The sequence below is a fragment of the Blastococcus sp. PRF04-17 genome, assembly GCF_023016265.1.
Lineage (GTDB): Bacteria > Actinomycetota > Actinomycetes > Mycobacteriales > Geodermatophilaceae > Blastococcus_B.
This window is the reverse complement of the sequence record NZ_CP095412.1, coordinates 2,728,312-2,744,383: the sequence shown is the minus strand read 5'-3', so window position 1 is coordinate 2,744,383 and position 16,072 is coordinate 2,728,312. Positions and strand designations below refer to the sequence as shown.

15 protein-coding genes are annotated in these 16,072 nt (G+C 73.8%); 10 read left to right on the top strand and 5 right to left on the bottom strand.

Features of this window, described 5'->3' with window-relative positions:
- Positions 1-12 precede the first annotated feature (12 nt).
- The 7 genes from MVA48_RS13885 (at position 13) to mnhG (ending at position 8,576) form a co-directional block, all read left to right on the top strand.
- The gene (locus tag MVA48_RS13885; RefSeq protein WP_246981224.1) at positions 13-1,815 is read left to right on the top strand and encodes an ABC-F family ATP-binding cassette domain-containing protein; all 1,803 of its coding nucleotides are present in this window, start codon (positions 13-15) and stop codon (positions 1,813-1,815) included.
- A gap of 193 nt (positions 1,816-2,008) precedes the next feature.
- Positions 2,009-4,894, top strand: a complete 2,886-nt coding sequence (locus MVA48_RS13880) for a Na+/H+ antiporter subunit A (RefSeq protein ID WP_246981222.1) — start codon at positions 2,009-2,011, stop codon at positions 4,892-4,894.
- Positions 4,891-5,415 carry a Na(+)/H(+) antiporter subunit C gene (locus MVA48_RS13875; protein ID WP_246981220.1) on the top strand — a complete coding sequence of 175 codons (525 nt, stop codon included), beginning with the start codon at positions 4,891-4,893 and terminating at the stop codon, positions 5,413-5,415. Before MVA48_RS13880 ends, MVA48_RS13875 begins: the two co-directional genes overlap by 4 nt.
- A complete protein-coding gene (locus tag MVA48_RS13870; protein WP_246981218.1) occupies positions 5,412-7,193 on the top strand; it encodes a Na+/H+ antiporter subunit D in 1,782 nt (593 codons plus the stop codon). Before MVA48_RS13875 ends, MVA48_RS13870 begins: the two co-directional genes overlap by 4 nt.
- The gene (locus MVA48_RS13865; RefSeq protein ID WP_246981216.1) at positions 7,190-7,798 is read left to right on the top strand and encodes a Na+/H+ antiporter subunit E; all 609 of its coding nucleotides are present in this window, start codon (positions 7,190-7,192) and stop codon (positions 7,796-7,798) included. Before MVA48_RS13870 ends, MVA48_RS13865 begins: the two co-directional genes overlap by 4 nt.
- Positions 7,795-8,133, top strand: a complete 339-nt coding sequence (locus tag MVA48_RS13860) for a monovalent cation/H+ antiporter complex subunit F (RefSeq protein WP_246981214.1) — start codon at positions 7,795-7,797, stop codon at positions 8,131-8,133. Before MVA48_RS13865 ends, MVA48_RS13860 begins: the two co-directional genes overlap by 4 nt.
- Positions 8,130-8,576 carry a monovalent cation/H(+) antiporter subunit G gene (gene mnhG / locus MVA48_RS13855; protein ID WP_246981212.1) on the top strand — a complete coding sequence of 149 codons (447 nt, stop codon included), beginning with the start codon at positions 8,130-8,132 and terminating at the stop codon, positions 8,574-8,576. The genes MVA48_RS13860 and mnhG overlap by 4 nt, the downstream gene beginning before the upstream one ends.
- On the opposite strand, the gene MVA48_RS13850 is transcribed toward mnhG, so the two are convergent.
- From MVA48_RS13850 to leuA, 3 genes are all read right to left on the bottom strand, one after another.
- Positions 8,564-9,433: a VOC family protein gene (locus MVA48_RS13850; protein ID WP_246981211.1), complete on the bottom strand. Its 870-nt coding sequence runs from the start codon at positions 9,431-9,433 to the stop codon at positions 8,564-8,566. The two genes, mnhG and MVA48_RS13850, sit on opposite strands and share 13 nt — an antisense overlap.
- Positions 9,426-9,917 (bottom strand): RNA polymerase sigma factor, encoded by a 492-nt coding sequence (locus MVA48_RS13845; protein ID WP_246981210.1) that lies wholly within the window; start codon positions 9,915-9,917, stop codon positions 9,426-9,428. Before MVA48_RS13845 ends, MVA48_RS13850 begins: the two co-directional genes overlap by 8 nt.
- A 119-nt stretch (positions 9,918-10,036) precedes the next feature.
- Positions 10,037-11,770 carry a 2-isopropylmalate synthase gene (gene leuA / locus MVA48_RS13840; protein WP_246981209.1) on the bottom strand — a complete coding sequence of 578 codons (1,734 nt, stop codon included), beginning with the start codon at positions 11,768-11,770 and terminating at the stop codon, positions 10,037-10,039.
- 571 nt (positions 11,771-12,341) lie between these two features.
- Here leuA and MVA48_RS13835 point away from each other — a divergent pair.
- From MVA48_RS13835 to MVA48_RS13825, 3 genes are all read left to right on the top strand, one after another.
- Positions 12,342-12,746 (top strand): universal stress protein, encoded by a 405-nt coding sequence (locus MVA48_RS13835; RefSeq protein ID WP_246981208.1) that lies wholly within the window; start codon positions 12,342-12,344, stop codon positions 12,744-12,746.
- 212 nt (positions 12,747-12,958) lie between these two features.
- The gene (locus tag MVA48_RS13830; protein WP_246981206.1) at positions 12,959-13,129 is read left to right on the top strand and encodes a hypothetical protein; all 171 of its coding nucleotides are present in this window, start codon (positions 12,959-12,961) and stop codon (positions 13,127-13,129) included.
- A 112-nt stretch (positions 13,130-13,241) separates the two neighbouring features.
- Positions 13,242-14,537: a cytochrome P450 gene (locus MVA48_RS13825; RefSeq protein WP_246981204.1), complete on the top strand. Its 1,296-nt coding sequence runs from the start codon at positions 13,242-13,244 to the stop codon at positions 14,535-14,537.
- On the opposite strand, the gene MVA48_RS13820 is transcribed toward MVA48_RS13825, so the two are convergent.
- Both MVA48_RS13820 and MVA48_RS13815 read right to left on the bottom strand, forming a co-directional pair.
- A complete protein-coding gene (locus MVA48_RS13820) occupies positions 14,449-15,129 on the bottom strand; it encodes a phospholipase D-like domain-containing protein (protein WP_246981202.1) in 681 nt (226 codons plus the stop codon). The two genes, MVA48_RS13825 and MVA48_RS13820, sit on opposite strands and share 89 nt — an antisense overlap.
- Positions 15,130-15,164: 35 nt before the next feature.
- The gene (locus MVA48_RS13815) at positions 15,165-16,043 is read right to left on the bottom strand and encodes a hypothetical protein (protein WP_246981200.1); all 879 of its coding nucleotides are present in this window, start codon (positions 16,041-16,043) and stop codon (positions 15,165-15,167) included.
- Between the last annotated feature and the right edge of the window lie 29 nt (positions 16,044-16,072).

Genomic DNA, 16,072 nt, shown 5'->3' with positions numbered 1-16,072 from the left:
TACTGGGTCGCGATGAGCGCACCCCTGAACCTGGTCAACCTCGAGCGGGTGCACAAGGCACACGGCACGACCGTGATCCTGGACGACGTCTCCCTCGGCGTCGCCGCCGGTGAGCGCATCGGCGTCGTCGGCCGCAACGGCGGCGGCAAGTCCACCCTGCTGTCGATGCTCACCGGGGCCGACGAGCCCGACTCCGGCCGGGTCACCCGCCGCGGCGACCTGGCGATGGGTGTGCTGGACCAGTCCGGCACGCTGCCGCCGGGCACGACGGTCCGCGACGTGGTCCTGCCGGCCTCGATGTTCGCCGCCGAGCACGAGTGGGCCGGCGATCCCGCCGTCCGATCGGTGCTCACCGGCCTGGAGCTGGACCGGCTGGGCCTGGACGCCCCGGTCGCGCCGATGTCCGGCGGCGAGCGGCGCCGTGTCGCGCTGGCCGCGCAGCTCATCCGCCCGCTGGACCTGCTGGTGCTCGACGAGCCGACCAACCACCTGGACGTCGAGGGCGTCGCCTGGCTGGCCGAGTACGTGAAGGGGCGGGTCGGCGGCATGGTCGTCGTCACCCACGACCGCTGGTTCCTCGACGAGGTCTGCACCACCACGTGGGAGGTCGCCGACGGAAACGTGCACGCCTACGACGGCGGCTACTCGGCGTACACCCTCGCCCGGGCGGAACGGGCCCGGATCGCCGCGGTCACCGAGGAGCGCCGGCTCAACCTGGTGCGCAAGGAGCTGGCCTGGCTGCGTCGCGGCGCGCCGGCCCGCACCAGCAAGCCGAGGTTCCGCATCGAGGCGGCGCAGGCGCTGATCGCCGACGAGCCCCCGCCGCGCGACTCGATGGCGCTGAAGGGCTTCGCCGCCCGGCGGCTCGGCAGGACGGTCTACGACGTGGAGGACGTCGACTACGCCGTCCCCACGGACGACGGCCCGCGCACCCTGTTCCGGGACCTCACCTGGCACGTCGGCCCCGGCGACCGGATCGGCATCGTCGGCGTGAACGGTGCCGGCAAGACGTCGCTGCTGCGGCTGCTGGTCGGCGAGACGGAGCCGGACGCGGGGAAGGTCGTCGTCGGGCAGACCGTGTCGGTCGCGTACCTGTCGCAGCACGTCGCCGAGCTGCCGCCGAAGGCCCGGGTGCTGGAGGCGGTGCAGGACGTCGCCCGCATCGCCCGCATCGGCAACCAGGAGATCTCCGCGTCATCCCTCGCCGAGCGGTTCGGCTTCGCCGCGAACCGGCAGTGGACGCCGGTCGGCGACCTCTCCGGCGGGGAGCGCCGGCGGCTGCAGCTGCTACGGCTGCTCATGGCCGAGCCGAACGTGCTGGTCCTCGACGAGCCGACCAACGATCTGGACATCGACACCCTGACCGCGCTGGAGGACCTGCTCGACGGGTTCCCGGGCACGGTGCTGGTCGTCAGCCACGACCGGTACTTCGTCGACCGGGTCTGCGACAAGGTCGTCGCGCTGCTCGGCGACGGCTCGCTCGCCGAACTGCCCGGCGGGGTGGAGGAGTACCTCCAGCGGCGGGCCGCGGGCGGCGCGCCGCTGACGACCGCGACGCCCCAGCCCGGCGGGGGGCCGGCCCGGCCGGCGACGTCGGCCGCCGACTCGCGGGCGGCGAAGAAGGAGGTGGCCCGGCTGGAGCGCCGGCTGGCCAAGCTCGACGCCGACGAGGGGAAGCTGCACGAGCAACTGGCGGCCGCGGCCACGGACTACGCGAAGGCCGCGGAGCTCGACGCGCAGTTGCGCGCCGTACGGGCGGAGAAGGAGCAGGTCGAGGAGGAGTGGCTGGCCGCCGCGGAGCTCGCGGAGGGCTGACCAGCCGTCCTCCCTCCCCGTTGTGCGTCCTCCCTCACCGTGGACCGCGAGGGAGGACCCCGCATGATCAGGTTCCCTGATCGTGGCCGGGTGACGCCGGGCCGCGGATCGGGGCCGCCGGTAGCCTGGGGACACCGCGGTCGTCCTCCCGGCGTCGGTGGTATCCCCGAGCCGAACCGACTCCCGGAGACCCGTGACCGCGCTGCTGCTCCTCCACCTCGTCGGGGCCGTGCTCGCACCGGTCCTCGTTCGTTGGGCGGGCCGGCAGGCGTTCCTGCTGCTGGCGCTGGTCCCGGCGGTGTCGTTCGGCTGGATCCTGGCGCAGCTGGCGACCGTGACCGGTGGCGGGACGGTCGAGGAGACGACGCCGTGGGTGCCGGCGCTGGACCTGACGGTCACGCTGCGCATGGACGGCCTCTCGCTCGCCCTCGCGGCGCTGGTCACCGGGGTCGGCGCCCTCGTCCTGCTGTACTGCGCCCGCTACTTCGAGGCCGACGACGAGGGGCTCGGGCGGTTCGCCGGCACCCTGACCGCCTTCGCCGGGTCCATGCTCGGCCTCGTCCTCGCCGACGACCTGCTCCTGCTCTACGTCTTCTGGGAGCTCACCACCGTCTTCTCGTACCTGCTCATCGGCGGCGCGGGCACGAAGCTGGCCGCCCGGCGGGCCGCCAGCCAGGCGCTGATCCTCACCACCGCCGGCGGCCTCGCCATGCTCGTCGGCCTGCTCATGCTGGGCGAGACCAGCGGCAGCTACCTGCTGTCGGAGGTCGTCGCCGACCCCGGCTCGGGCCCGCTGCTGGTCGCGGGCACGGTGTTGGTGCTGGTCGGGGCGATCACCAAGTCGGCGATGGTGCCGTTCCACTTCTGGCTGCCCGCCGCGATGGAGGCGCCGACGCCGGTCAGCGCCTACCTGCACGCCGCCGCGATGGTCAAGGCGGGCATCTACCTCGTCGCGCGGCTGGCGCCCGGCCTGGCCGACGTCCCGGGCTGGCGGCCGATCGTCCTGGGGCTGGGACTGGCCACGATGCTCGTCGGCGGGTACCGGTCGCTGCGGCAGAACGACCTGAAGCTCCTGCTCGCCTTCGGCACGGTGAGCCAGCTGGGCTTCCTCATGGTCCTGGTCGGTGGGGGCAGCCGCGAACTGGCCGCCGCCGGTATCGCCATGACGCTCGCCCACGGGCTGTTCAAGTCCACGCTGTTCCTGACGGTGGGCGTGATCGACCACGCGACCGGCGTACGCGACCTGCGCCGGCTCTCCGGCCTCGGACGCCGGCTCCCCTCACTGGCCGTGATCAGCAGCCTGGCCGCCGCCTCGATGGCGGGACTGCCGCCCCTGCTGGGGTTCGTGGGCAAGGAGGCGGCGTTCACGGCCCTGTGGGAGGGCGGACTGCCCGACCGCACCGCCGCCGGCGTCGAGCTGACGGGGCTGATCCTGGGCTCGGTGCTCACCGCGGCCTACACCGCGCGCTTCCTGTGGGGCGCGTTCGCACGCAAGCCCGGTCTCGCCCCGACCGAGCCCGCCGACCTCGTCCACCCGCCGACCCCGCTCTTCCTCGCCGCGCCGGCCGTCCTCGCGCTCGCCGGCCTGCTCGCCGGCCCGGCCAGCCCCCTGCTCGAGCCGCTGGTCGCGGGGTACGCGGACACCCTGCCGCTGCTGGCTCCCGAGGCCGAGAAGCTGGCCCTGTGGCACGGCTTCCAGCCCGCCCTGCTGATGTCGGCGTTCACGGTCGCGGGCGGCGCCGCCCTCTTCGCCGCCCGCGACCCGGTGTTCCGTGCCCAGCGGCGGCTGGCCGTCGGCGCGTCGGCCGACGAGGGCTACTGGAACACCGTGCAGGCCCTCGACCGGCTGGCCGTGCTCGTCACGGGCACCACGCAGCGCGGATCGCTGCCGGCCTACCTCGGCACCATCCTCGTCGTCGTCCTGGCCCTGCCCGGCTCGGTCCTCCTCTTCCGCGCACCCTGGCCCGGCGAGTGGCGGGCGTGGGACACCCCGATCCAGGCGCTGGTCGGTGCGGTCGTGCTGATCGCCGCGGCGCTGGCGCTGCGCATCCGCCAGCGCCTGTCGGCGGTGCTCGTCGTGGGGGTGACCGGGTACGGCCTCGCCGTCCTGTTCGCGCTGCAGGGGGCACCCGACCTCGCGCTCACCCAGTTCCTCGTCGAGACGCTGACGCTGGTCGTGTTCGTGCTCGTGCTGCGCAAGCTGCCCAAGGACATCACCGAGCGGCACCGGCCGCGGGAGCGGGCGGCCCGGGGCGTCGTCGCCGTCGCAGTCGGCGCCCTGATGGCCTGCGTGGGGGCCGTCGCCCTCGCGGTCCGGACGGCGACGCCGGTGTCGGTCGACCACCCGCAGCAGGCCTACGAGTTCGGCGGCGGGCAGAACGTCGTGAACGTCACGCTCGTCGACATCCGTGCCTGGGACACCCTCGGGGAGATCTCGCTGGTGGTCGTCGCGGCCACCGGCGTGGCCAGCCTGGTCTTCCTCCGCCGGCGGACCGGCGCGGTGGACCGCATCGACCCCGTGCAGCTGGCCCGGCAGGAACGCAACTCGCGTCGCGCGCCCCGGGGCCAGTGGCTGGCCGCCTCCGCCGCCCTGGCGCCGGAGCGGCGATCGGTGATCCTCGAGGTGATCACCAGGATCCTGTTCCACACGATCCTGGTCTTCTCGCTGTTCATGCTCTTCAGCGGCCACAATGAGCCCGGTGGCGGCTTCGCGGGGGGCCTGGTGGCGGGCCTGGCGCTGGTGCTGCGCTACCTGGCCGGTGGCCGCTACGAGCTCGGCGAGGCCGCTCCGGTGGACCCGGGGTTGCTGCTGGGTGTCGGACTGCTCTTCGCGGGCGGGACCGGGATCGGTGGACTGCTGCTGGGTGCCGACGTGCTGCAGACCGCGATCCTGGAGACCACGCTCCCGGTCCTCGGTGACGTCAAGCTCGTCACTTCCCTGTTCTTCGACATGGGCGTCTACCTGATCGTGGTCGGGCTGGTGCTCGACATCCTGCGCAGTCTCGGCGCCGAGCTCGACCGGCAGGTCGACGAGGACGACCCCATCGACGCCGCCCCCGGAGAGGTGATCATCCGATGACGCCGACCGTCGTCCTGCCGGTGATCATCGGGGGGCTGTACGCGGCCGGGGTCTACCTCCTCCTCGACCGGAGCCTCACCCGGGTGCTGCTCGGGTTCCTGCTGCTGGGCAACGCGACCAACCTGCTCCTGCTCTCCGCGGGCGGTGCGACGGGACTCGCGCCGATCCTCGGGTACGCCGAGCCGGAGGAGATGAGCGATCCACTGCCGCAGGCCCTGATCCTCACCGCCATCGTCATCACGTTCGGCATCGCGGCCTTCCTGCTGGCGCTGATCTACCGCTCGTGGCGGCTGGTCCGCCAGGAGGTGGTCGGCGTGGACGAGGAGGACCGGCGCGTGGCCCGCCGGTCGGCGATGGACTCCGACGAGCTCGACCCCCACGAGCTGGCGCCCGAGGACCGTCCGGCCGGTCACCTCGACGGCCACCCCGACCTCGACGTGGAGCGGCGCCTCGCCCGCGACTACGCCGGCATCGCGTCCGACGACGTCGACCTGCCCCCGACCCAGCGGCGCGACCGATGATCCGCGTGCTCGCGCCGCTGCCGGTGCTGCTGCCCCTGCTGGGTGCGGCCGCGGCGCTCCTCGTCGGCGGCCGGCACCCGCGCGTCCAGCGGACGCTGAGCATCCTGGTGCTGAGCGCGGTCCTCCTCGTCTCCATCGCGCTGCTGCTGCTCGCCGACGCCGACGGCGCGGCGGCGATCTCGGTCGGTGGGTGGCCGGTGCCCCTCGGCGTCGTCCTCGTGGTGGACCGGCTCTCGGCCCTGATGCTGGTGGTGGCCGCGACGGTGGCGCTCGGGGTGCTCGTGTTCGCGGTGGGCCAGGGCGCGGCCGACGGTGACGAGGAGACGCCGATCTCGATCTTCCACCCGACGTTCCTCGTGCTGATCGCCGGTGTCGCGAACGCCTTCCTGGCCGGCGATCTGTTCAACCTCTACGTGGGCTTCGAGATCCTCCTGACCGCCAGCTACGTGCTGCTGACGCTGGGCGGATCGGCGCCGCGCATCCGGGCGGGGATCACCTACATCGTCGTCAGCCTGCTGAGCTCGCTGCTGTTCCTCGCGGCCATCGGGCTGGTGTACGCCGCCACGGGCACGGTCAACATGGCCCAGCTCGCCGGCCGGCTGGCCGAGCTGCCCGAGGGCACCCAGCTGCTGCTGCAGTCGATGCTGCTGATCGCGTTCGCCATCAAGGCCGCGGTCTTCCCGCTGTCCGCCTGGCTCCCCGACAGCTACCCGACCGCCCCGGCCCCGGTCACGGCGGTGTTCGCCGGCCTGCTCACCAAGGTGGGCGTGTACGCGATCATCCGGACCCAGACCCTGCTCTTCCCCGGCGGAGCGCTGGACCAGGTGCTCATGTGGGCCGCGCTGGCCACGATGCTCATCGGCATCCTCGGCGCGGTCGCCCAGACCGACATCCGACGCATCCTGTCGTTCACGCTGGTCAGCCACATCGGCTACATGGTGTTCGGGGTCGCGCTGGCGTCGTCGGCCGGCCTGGCCGGGGCGATCTTCTACGTCGTCCACCACATCGCCATCCAGACGACCCTGTTCCTGGTCGCCGGGCTGGTGGAGCGGCAGGGTGGATCGACGGCGATGGACCGGCTGGGCGGTCTCGCGGCGGCCTCCCCGCTGCTGGCGATCCTGTACTTCGTGCCCGCGATGAACCTGGCGGGCATCCCGCCGTTCTCGGGGTTCATCGGCAAGCTGGGCCTGCTCGAGGCGGGCATCGCCGACGGTGGCTGGCTGCCGCTGGTCCTCGTCGCCGGCGGAGCCGTGACCAGCCTGCTCACCCTGCTGGCCGTCTCGCGGGTCTGGAGCCGTGCGTTCTGGCGGTTGCCGGCGCAGTCGCCGGACGACGACACCGCCGAGGCCGCCGCCGCCGACGCGGGCCCGGACCTGGCGCCGGGGCCGCTGCCCGAGCCGGAGGAGGAGCAGGAGCCGGCGGGGGAGAAGGAGCAGGCGGACGAGACGGAGCAGGCGGACGAGACGGAGCAGGCGGTGCGGGCCGGCATCGGCGGCAGCCGGGCCGAGGCGCGCCGAGCCGCCTGGGAGCGGCACACCGCCGTGGCCACGGCGACCTCGCCGGTCACCGACGGGCTGGGCGAGGGTGATCCGCAGGAGCGGGCCCTGCGGCCGCTGCCCCGGGTGATGGTGGGTTCCACCGCCGCGATGGTGGTGGTGACGGTCGGGCTGACGGCGCTCGCCGGTCCGCTCTACGGGGTCGCCGCCCGAGCGGCGGACGACCTCCGCGACCGGACCCCGTACATCACGGCGGTCTTCGGCGAGGAGGACGTGCCGTGACCGGCGACGCGCCCACCGCCCCCGGCTTCGGTTCGCGGCTGCGGCACCAGCTGCCGCTGCTCGTCTGGCTGGTCCTGGTCTGGAACCTGCTGTGGGGGACCTGGTCCTGGGCCAACCTGCTCGGCGGTCTGGTGGTCGCGCTCGCCGTGATGCTGCTGCTCCCGCTCCCGCCGGTGGTCGGCGGCGCCCGGGTGCGGCCGGTCGCCCTCGTGGCGTTCGCGGGCTACTTCGTCCTCGACCTCGTCCGCTCGGGGGCCCTCGTGGCGTGGCAGACGGTGCGGCCGCGCGGCATCGGTCGCAGCGCCATCATCAGCGTGCAGCTGCGGACCGACTCCGACCTGCTCCTCACGATCCTGGCGGAGTCGCTCACGCTCGTGCCCGGCTCGATGGTGATCGACCTGGACCGGGAGCGCCGCACCATCGCCCTGCACGTGCTGCACGTGGACGACGAGGACGAGGTCGAACGCCAGCGCGCCTCGGTCCTGGCGCAGGAGGCCCGAGTCGTGCGCGCCTTCGGCTCCGCGGACGACGTCGCCGCGCTGCAGAGCGCACCGCCGGAGAATGCGGCGCTGGAGAACGAGGCGGCGGAAGGGCGGCCGACGTGACGGTCGTCTTCTGGCTCGCGTACGGGATGCTCGGCGCCGGGGCGCTGCTCGCCCTCGTGCGCCTGGGACGGGGGCCCTCGCTCCTGGACCGCGTGGTGGCCACCGACACCCTGCTGGTGATCATCGCGGCAGGTCTCGCCGTCCACGCCGGCCTGCAGCGGGATCCGACCGTCGTCCCGGTGCTGGTGGTCGTCTCGCTGCTGGCCTTCGTCGGGTCGGTCTCGGTCGCCCGCTACATCGGTGGCATGCTGCTGCGCTCCGCCGGCGACGGACAGGACGCCGGTCTGCCGGAGGCCGCCGAGGAGCGCGTGACGCGGGCGGAGGGGGAACGGTGAACGACGTCCAGACCGCGGACGACGTGATCGCCGTCGTCCTGCTGCTCCTGGGCGCGTTCCTCTGCCTCACGGCGGGGCTGGGCCTGGTGCGCTTCCCCGACGTCCTGACGCGGATGCACGCCGGCACCAAGCCGCAGGTCCTGGGTGTCCTCCTCATCATGGTGGGGGCCGCCATCCGGCTCCAGGGGTGGTCGGCGACCTGGATGCTGCTGCTGGTGGCGGCCTTCCAGATGCTGACCGCCCCGGTGAGCGCGCACATGATCAGCCGGGTGGCCTACCGCCGGCGGCACGTGCGCCGCGACCGGCTGCTGGTCGACGAGCTGCACACCGGTGGCGAGATGCGGGACAGCGTCTACCGCGGCGACGAGCCGGCCGACGCCCCACCGGAGCGGCCCGCCCAGGCGCTCGCCGAGAGCCGGCGCGAAGACGCTCAGGACAGCTGACCGAGCCAGAACGGCAGGCCCTGGTCGTCCCGGCACAGCGCCGAGAGGCCGTAGGACTGCCGTTCGATCTCGCCGGCCTCCCCGCCGGCGGTGCGGACGGCGGCCACGGCGACCTCGATGTCGTCGACGGCGTACATCGGGACCACACCCTTGTCCCGGTGGTCGCCCCCGTGCAGCCCGATCATCGGGGTGGTGCCCTCGACCTGCCAGCCGTCGGGCACGCGGCCGGGGGTGGACGACCAGCCCAGCACCGCCTCGTAGAAGTCGCGGGCGCGGGCGCCGTCGGGCACCTGCAGCGTCAGGTAGACCGCGTCGCCGGGGCGCGGCCCTGCCGACGGTGCGGGCGCCGGGTGCTGGAGCATCCAGCGGTGCCCGTACGGGTCGAGCACGACGCCGGTGCGGCCGTAGGGCGCGTCCGACGGAGGCCGTTCCACGGTGGCTCCGGCGGCCTCGGCCCGGGCGACGGCGGCGTCCACGTCCGGCACCGCGAGGTGCAGGGTGACCGCCACCCGGCCGTCCTCGGGGCCGGTCAGCCCGAGCTCGGGATACGGATCGGCCAGGTAGAGCGTCGCGCCGGCGACGTCGAGCTCGGCATGCCCGATGCGGTCGTCGTCGTCCACGTAGGGGTCGCCGACCGTGCGGGCGCCGAACACCTCCGCGTACCAGGCCATGGCAGCCCGGGCGTCGCGGACGACCAGGTAGGGGGTCAGTGCGGACACGGCGGAACTCCTCGGGGGGACGGCGGACTGCTGCTCCAGCAGCGCGCGGCGGAGCCGCTCGCGGAGCGCGGCGGCGAAGGCGGGATCGGGTGCGACGGGTTCCACGGGCCGCCGCAGCCGGGTGAACGGGTCAGTCATCGCTGCCCCCGGTGGTGACGTACGCGCGTCGGAAGGCGGTGCGGGCGCGGACGAGCAGCGCCTCGGTGGCGTGGATCGTGCGGCCCAGGAGCGCGGCGACCCGGGGGACGGGGAGGTCGTCGAGGTAGCGCAGCGTGAGGGCGGCGCGGTGCTGCGGGGAGAGCCCGTCGAGGACCTGCTGGGCCCGGAGCGCGTCGAGCTGGACCTCCCAGGGGTCGTCGACGGCGCCGTCCCCCTCGACCAGGCGCAGGCTGCGCTGCTCGCGCTCCTGCCGCCGCCAGTGGTCGACCAGCTTGTGACGGGCGGTGCCGATCAGCCAAGGGACGGTGACCGGCCCTGCGGCGGCGACGGCGGCGAGGAAGGTCTCGGCCGTGAGGTCCTCGGCGAGGGCCCGCCGGCCGCACCGGGCGAGCAGGTAGCCGTAGACCTCGGGGAGGGCGCGGTCGTAGAGCGACAGCAGCCCGGGATCCGGCGGTGGTCCCACCGCGCGCGATCCCGGGCCGCCCATGTCCCTCCGTCGTCGGGGAGTCCGGTCCTCCGACGGCCCCTCCGCAGGATCCAGCCCCGAGCGTGCGAGGGGTAGGGGGCGGAGGGGTCCTTCTACTACCTCTGTGCCCGGTTGACCGCCGAGACGACGGCGCGCAGCGAGGCGCTGACGATGTTCGGGTCGATGCCCACGCCCCAGAGCACGCGGTCGCCGACGGCGCACTCGACGTAGGCCGCGGCCCGGGCGTCGCCCCCGGCCGACATGGCGTGCTCGGCGTAGTCGAGCACGCGCACGTCCACACCGAGCGTGCTCAGTGCGTCGACGAAGGCGGCGATCGGGCCGTTGCCCCGCCCCTCGACGGTGACCGGCACGCCGTGGTCGGTCAGCTCGACGACCATCTCGTCGAGCTGCTCGCCGTGCGCCTGGTGCCGGTGACCGGACAGCGCGAACCGCCCCCACGGCGCGGCGGGGTCGGGCAGGTACTCGCTGCTGAACGCCGACCACATCTGCTCGGCGGTGACCTCGCCGCCCTCGTCGTCGGTGTGCCGCTGGATGACGGCGCTGAACTCGATCTGCAGCCGCCGGGGCAGGTCCAGGTGGTTCTCGGTCTTCATGATGTAGGCGACGCCGCCCTTGCCGGACTGGCTGTTCACCCGGATGACGGCCTCGTAGCTGCGGCCGACGTCCTTGGGGTCGATCGGCAGGTACGGGACCGCCCACGGCATGTCCGCCACCGGCTTGCCGGCGGCCACCGCATCGGCCTCGAGCGCCTTGAAGCCCTTGTTGATGGCGTCCTGGTGCGAGCCGGAGAAGGCGGTGTAGACCAGGTCGCCGCCGTAGGGGTGGCGTTCGTGCACGCCCAGCTGGTTGCAGTACTCGACGGTGCGGCGGATCTCGTCGATGTCGGAGAAGTCGATCTGCGGGTCGATGCCCTGGCTGAACAGGTTCAGGCCCAGGGTGACCAGGTCGACGTTGCCGGTGCGCTCGCCGTTGCCGAACAGGCACCCCTCGATGCGGTCGGCGCCGGCGCGGTAGCCCAGCTCGGCGGCGGCCACGGCGGTACCCCGGTCGTTGTGCGGGTGCAGGCTCAGGACGACGGCGTCGCGCCGGCCGAGGTTGCGGTGCATCCACTCGATCTGGTCGGCGTAGACCGTCGGCTCGGCCATCTCGACGGTCGCCGGCAGGTTGATGATCGTGGGCCGGTCCGGCGTGGGCTCCCACACGTCGGTGACCGCGTTGCAGACCTCGACGGCGAAGTCGAGCTCGGTGCCGGTGAAGGACTCGGGCGAGTACTCGAAGAGGATCTCGGTGCCCACCATCTGCTCGGCCAGCTTGCGCACCATCTCCGCGCCGTGGACGGCGATGTCGACGATGCCGGCCCGGTCCAGACCGAACACGACCCGGCGCTGCAGGGTCGACGTCGAGTTGTACAGGTGGACGATCGCCTGCCGGGCGCCGCGCAGGGACTCGTAGGTGCGCTCGATCAGCTCGTCGCGCGCCTGGGTGAGCACCTGGATGGTGACGTCGTCGGGGACCAGGTCGTCCTCGATCAGCTGGCGGACGAAGTCGAAGTCGGTCTGGCTGGCCGCCGGGAACCCGACCTCGATCTCCTTGTAGCCCATGCGGACCAGCAGCTCGAACATGCGCCGCTTGCGGTCCGGTGTCATCGGGTCGATCAGCGCCTGGTTGCCGTCGCGGAGGTCGACGGCGCACCAGCGCGGGGCCTTCGTGGTGACCGTGTCCGGCCAGGTGCGGTCGGCCAGGACGATCGGGGTGAACGGCGCGTAGCGATGGATCGGCATCCGCGAGGGCTGCTGCGGATTGCGTACGTGGGGGTGTTCGGGGCTCACGGGGGTTCGGCTCCTCTGGCGCGGGCTGGGGTCCAGCTCCGGTGGGGCGGTCAGCAGGCGCCGGGTACGCACTCCGCGGAGGAAGGCAGCGTCACGGCAGGTCACCGCGGCGAGGGGGCCGACCTAGGAGAGGGCCTCGCCGCGGCGGGTAAGCAGGAGGCTGCCGCGCACGGACCCACGGTAGCAGCGTCCTCCCGGAGAAGCCGATTGCCGGGGCAGGGAAATCGGATCGCCACCACTGTTGCCGGGATCGACCGGTTGCCGCGCCGGGAACCGGCGAGGAAGCCTGGAGGACTGTCGAGCACAAGGAGGCAACCGTCGTGTCGTGGGTCTGGTGGGTCCTGGCTGTGGTGCTCTGGGCGGGCATCGGCATGGTCGGCGTGCTGGTGCTGCTGCACCGGCGGGGACACCGGCAGGGCGTGTGGTACCTGCTCGGCGCCGTCCTCGGGCCGTTGTTCGTGCCGATCGCCTGGGAGCGGGCGCGCCGGCACGGCGCGCTCGTGGAGCAGCAGGTCGATGCCCGGTCGGCCGCGTCGGCGGGGGCGGCCGCCCGAGGGGGAGCGGCCCCTGCGTGCTCGTCGCCGTGGACGGCTCACCGGAGTCCGAGCAGGCGCTGCGCGACGCCGAGCGGTTCGTCGGGGAACCGGCCGACCGGATCGTCCTCGTCACCGTCGTGGACGCCGACGGGTGCGACGGCGAGCAGTTGGCGCGCGTCCGCGAACTGCTGCGCCGCGGCGCCGACCGGCTGGCCGGGAGCGGGGCGCGGATCGACACCGAGGTGGTCTCCGGGCAGCCGGCGCAGGCACTGCTCGAACGGATCGAGGCCGACGAGGTGGACCTGGTGGTCGCGGGCCGGCGAGGCAGGGGGCTCTCCCGGGCGCTCCTGGGCAGCGTGGCCGAGCAGTTGAGCACGCGCTCACCGGTCCCGGTGCTGCTCGCCGCACCCGTCGCCGTCCCCGCCGACCGCCCGCGCTGATCGGGGCCGCCGTGCCCGGGGCCCGCACGCGAGGGGCGCACCTGCCGGACACGCACCCGCGACCGCAGCGGTCACCGCGGCGCCGTCGGGAGGTGGATTGCCGGATCCCGGCAAGGGAGCGATCGCGAACTCGCCCGGCTGCCGACCGGGTGGCCCGGGGCCCCGCCGCGCACTCCTGGGGGCGTCCCGCTCTCGTTCCGAGGAGGTATCCCATGGTGTGGATCGCGCTGATACTGGTGCTCGCGCTCGCCGGTGGTGTCCTGGGCACGCTGCTGGAGGTGGCGCTCTGGGCGGTCGTGCTCATGGTCGTCGGCTTCGCGCTGCTGGGGCTCGCGGCCCGGGCGATCCTGTCGTCGCCCACGAGGAACAAGGCGCGGCTGTGACTCCTGCCCGGACCCCGGTGCCGGCGGTGTCCCTGCCGGATGCGGTGCGGACCCTGGCGACGGTGGTGCTCCCGGTCGCGGTCCGGGGCGCCATCGTCCGCCGCCCCGGGCGGTGGCGCTGGCCGAGCGGATCGACGCCGACACGCGAGCGGTGCGGCACCTGACCGGCCTGCGCGAGCGCTACGGGGCCGGGCCGGTGCGCATCCGCCTCCCTGGTCGTCAGGTGACCGTCGTCCTGAGTCCTGACCACGTGCACCGGGTGCTCGACGGCACTCCGCGCCCGTTCTCCGCCGCGACCCGCGAGAAGCGGGCCGCGCTGGCCCACTTCCAGCCCGAGGGGCTGCTCATCTCGAGCCCCGCGGAACGGGCCCACCGGCGGACGTTCAACGAGGCGGTGCTCGACACGGGCAGTCCGGTGCACCGGCTGGCCGGGCCGGTGGGCGCCGTCGCCGAGGAGGAGGCCGACGCGCTCCTCGCCGGCGTGCACCGCACCGGCCGGCTGGACTGGGACGCCTTCGGGGCCGCCTGGTGGCGCGTCGTCCGTCGCGTCGTCCTCGGGGAGGGCGCGCGGGAGGACCACGCGCTCACCGACGACCTCCGCCGGCTGCGGCGCCGGGGCAACTTCAGCCTCCTGGCTCCCACCTCCCGCAGGGTGCGGGAGCGTTTCCTCGGGCGGCTGGCGCGCTACGTCGAGATCGGGGAACCGGGCAGCCTGGCGGGCCTGGTCGCGTCCACCCCCGCGCACCCCGACACCGTGCCGCACCAGCAGATGCCGCAGTGGCTGTTCGCCTTCGACGCGATGTCGTGGGCCGCCTACCGCGCCCTGGCGCTGCTGGCCATGCACCCGGGCGACCTGCGCCGCGCCCGCGCCGAGCTGCCGCTGTCGCCGGACCTGCCGTACACGCGGGCCGCGCTGCTGGAGTCACTGCGCCTGTGGCCCACCACGCCGGCGATCCTGCGGGACACCACCGAGGAGACGACGTGGGAGAGCGGGACGCTGCCGGCCGGTGCGTCGGTGCTCGTGTTCGCGCCGTTCTTCCACCGGGACGCCACCCGGCTCGACGAGGCGCACCGGTTCGCCCCGGAGCTGTGGCTGCGCGAGCGCACCGCCGACGACTGGCCGCTCGTGCCCTTCAGTGCGGGGCCGGGCATGTGCCCGGGCCGCAACCTCGTGCTCCTCACCGCCAGCGTCCTGCTGGGCCGGCTGGTCGAGCAGCACGACTGGGAGCTCGTGCGCGGTGGGCTGGCGCGGTCGCGCCCGCTGCCGGGCACGCTCGACCCCTTCCGGCTGCGGTTCTGCGCCCGCCGGTTCGCTCCGGTCAGAAGCGTCGCTGCAGACGTAGCCGCAGCGGACGGCCATCCGGGTCGACGAGCAGCCGGTAGACCGGGGTGGCCCACAGCCGGGTGAGGCGCGAGAGCTTCTCCGGTCGGTGCGGCCGGAGCCGGCCCGGGGGCCGCTCCCCGCGCCGGCCGCCGGCATGCCACTCGGCCAGGGCGGCCGCCCGCGACTCGATCGTCTCGACGAAGGCCACGGGGTCGATCAGCAGGTCGTCCTGGCTGCCGTCCGGCGCCAGGTCGAGGTGCTCGCGGGCGAGGGCCAGCCGCAGGTCTCGCGCGAAGGTGCGCGCGCAGTCGCCGGTCCCTGCCGGGTCGTGCGGCTCCCGGGGGTCGTGCGTGCTGTCGAGGACGGCGGTGGACAGCTCGCTGTCGTGGGTCCAGGAACGGCGGTTGAAGTTGTCGCTGCCGATGCTGGCCCAGACGTCGTCGACGATGCAGACCTTGGAGTGCACGTAGACCGGCGTCCCCGCCCGGTTCTCGACGTCGAACACGTGGACGCGGTCCTTGCCACCGGCCCGGACGCACAGGTCGACGGCCTGTCGCCGGCCGACGTACTGCGGCGTCGCGTTGAAGGCACCTTCCTGGTCCGGGATGCGGGGGACGACGACGACCAGGTGCAGCTCCGGGTTCTCGGTCAGGGCGTCGGCGAACAGCTGGGCCACCTCCGCCGACCACAGGTACTGGTCCTCCAGGTAGATCAGTCGCCGTGCCCGCCGGACCGCCTTCGAGTACCCGCGCGCGATGGAACGCTCGCCCTCCGGGGCGAAGTCGTAGCGGGGCCGGATCTTCGGATACGTCCGCAGCGTCTGGACGAGGTGCGGCCCGGCCGCGGGAGGTGGCGGGAGCTCCTCCGGCAGGGGGAGGGGTCCAGCCGGGCATGACGGAACCGGTCGACGACGTAGGCGATCGGATTGCCCTGCACCGGGCTCGTCGGGTCGTCCCACCGCTCGCGGAACGCCGTCTCCAGCACTGCGACCGCCGGGCCACGGATCTCGGCCTGCACGTCGTGCCACGGCGGCGTGGGCCCGTACCCCGACGCCATGTTGACCGCCTGCGGGTCACCGCCGTGGTCGCCGTCGTCGCGCCGGCTGTGGCACAGGTCGATCCCCCCGGCGAAGGCCACGTCGCGGGACGGGTCCGCGGGGCAGCGGATGACCACGATCTTCTGGTGGTGACTGCCGACCCGGCGGACCCGCTGGTCGAGCACGACCTTTCCGCCGTCCTCCTCGATCTCCCGGTCCAGCGACCGGTTCTCCTGCTTGCTGTAGGACAGGGCGTCGGTGTGCGAGCGCCACACCAGGCCGCGGACGTCGACCCCGCGGTGCGAGGCCGCGCTGAACAGTTCGTCGACGGTCGGGCCGCCGGGCCGGAGCTTCTGGTCCGGGTCGCCCCGCCAGTCGGTGAACCACAGCCGGTCGCCCTCGCCGAGCTGCTCGACCACCTCGACCAGCCGATCGAAGTAGGCCACGCCGTGAACCAGTGGCCGGACCAGGTTGCCCTCGGTCCAGGCGGGCAGCGGCGTGCCGGGGTTGCCGCGCTCCTCAGCGGTCAGCAGCCACCGGGCCGGATCGTCCACCCGGCGATCAGATCGGTCGTGCCGCCCGG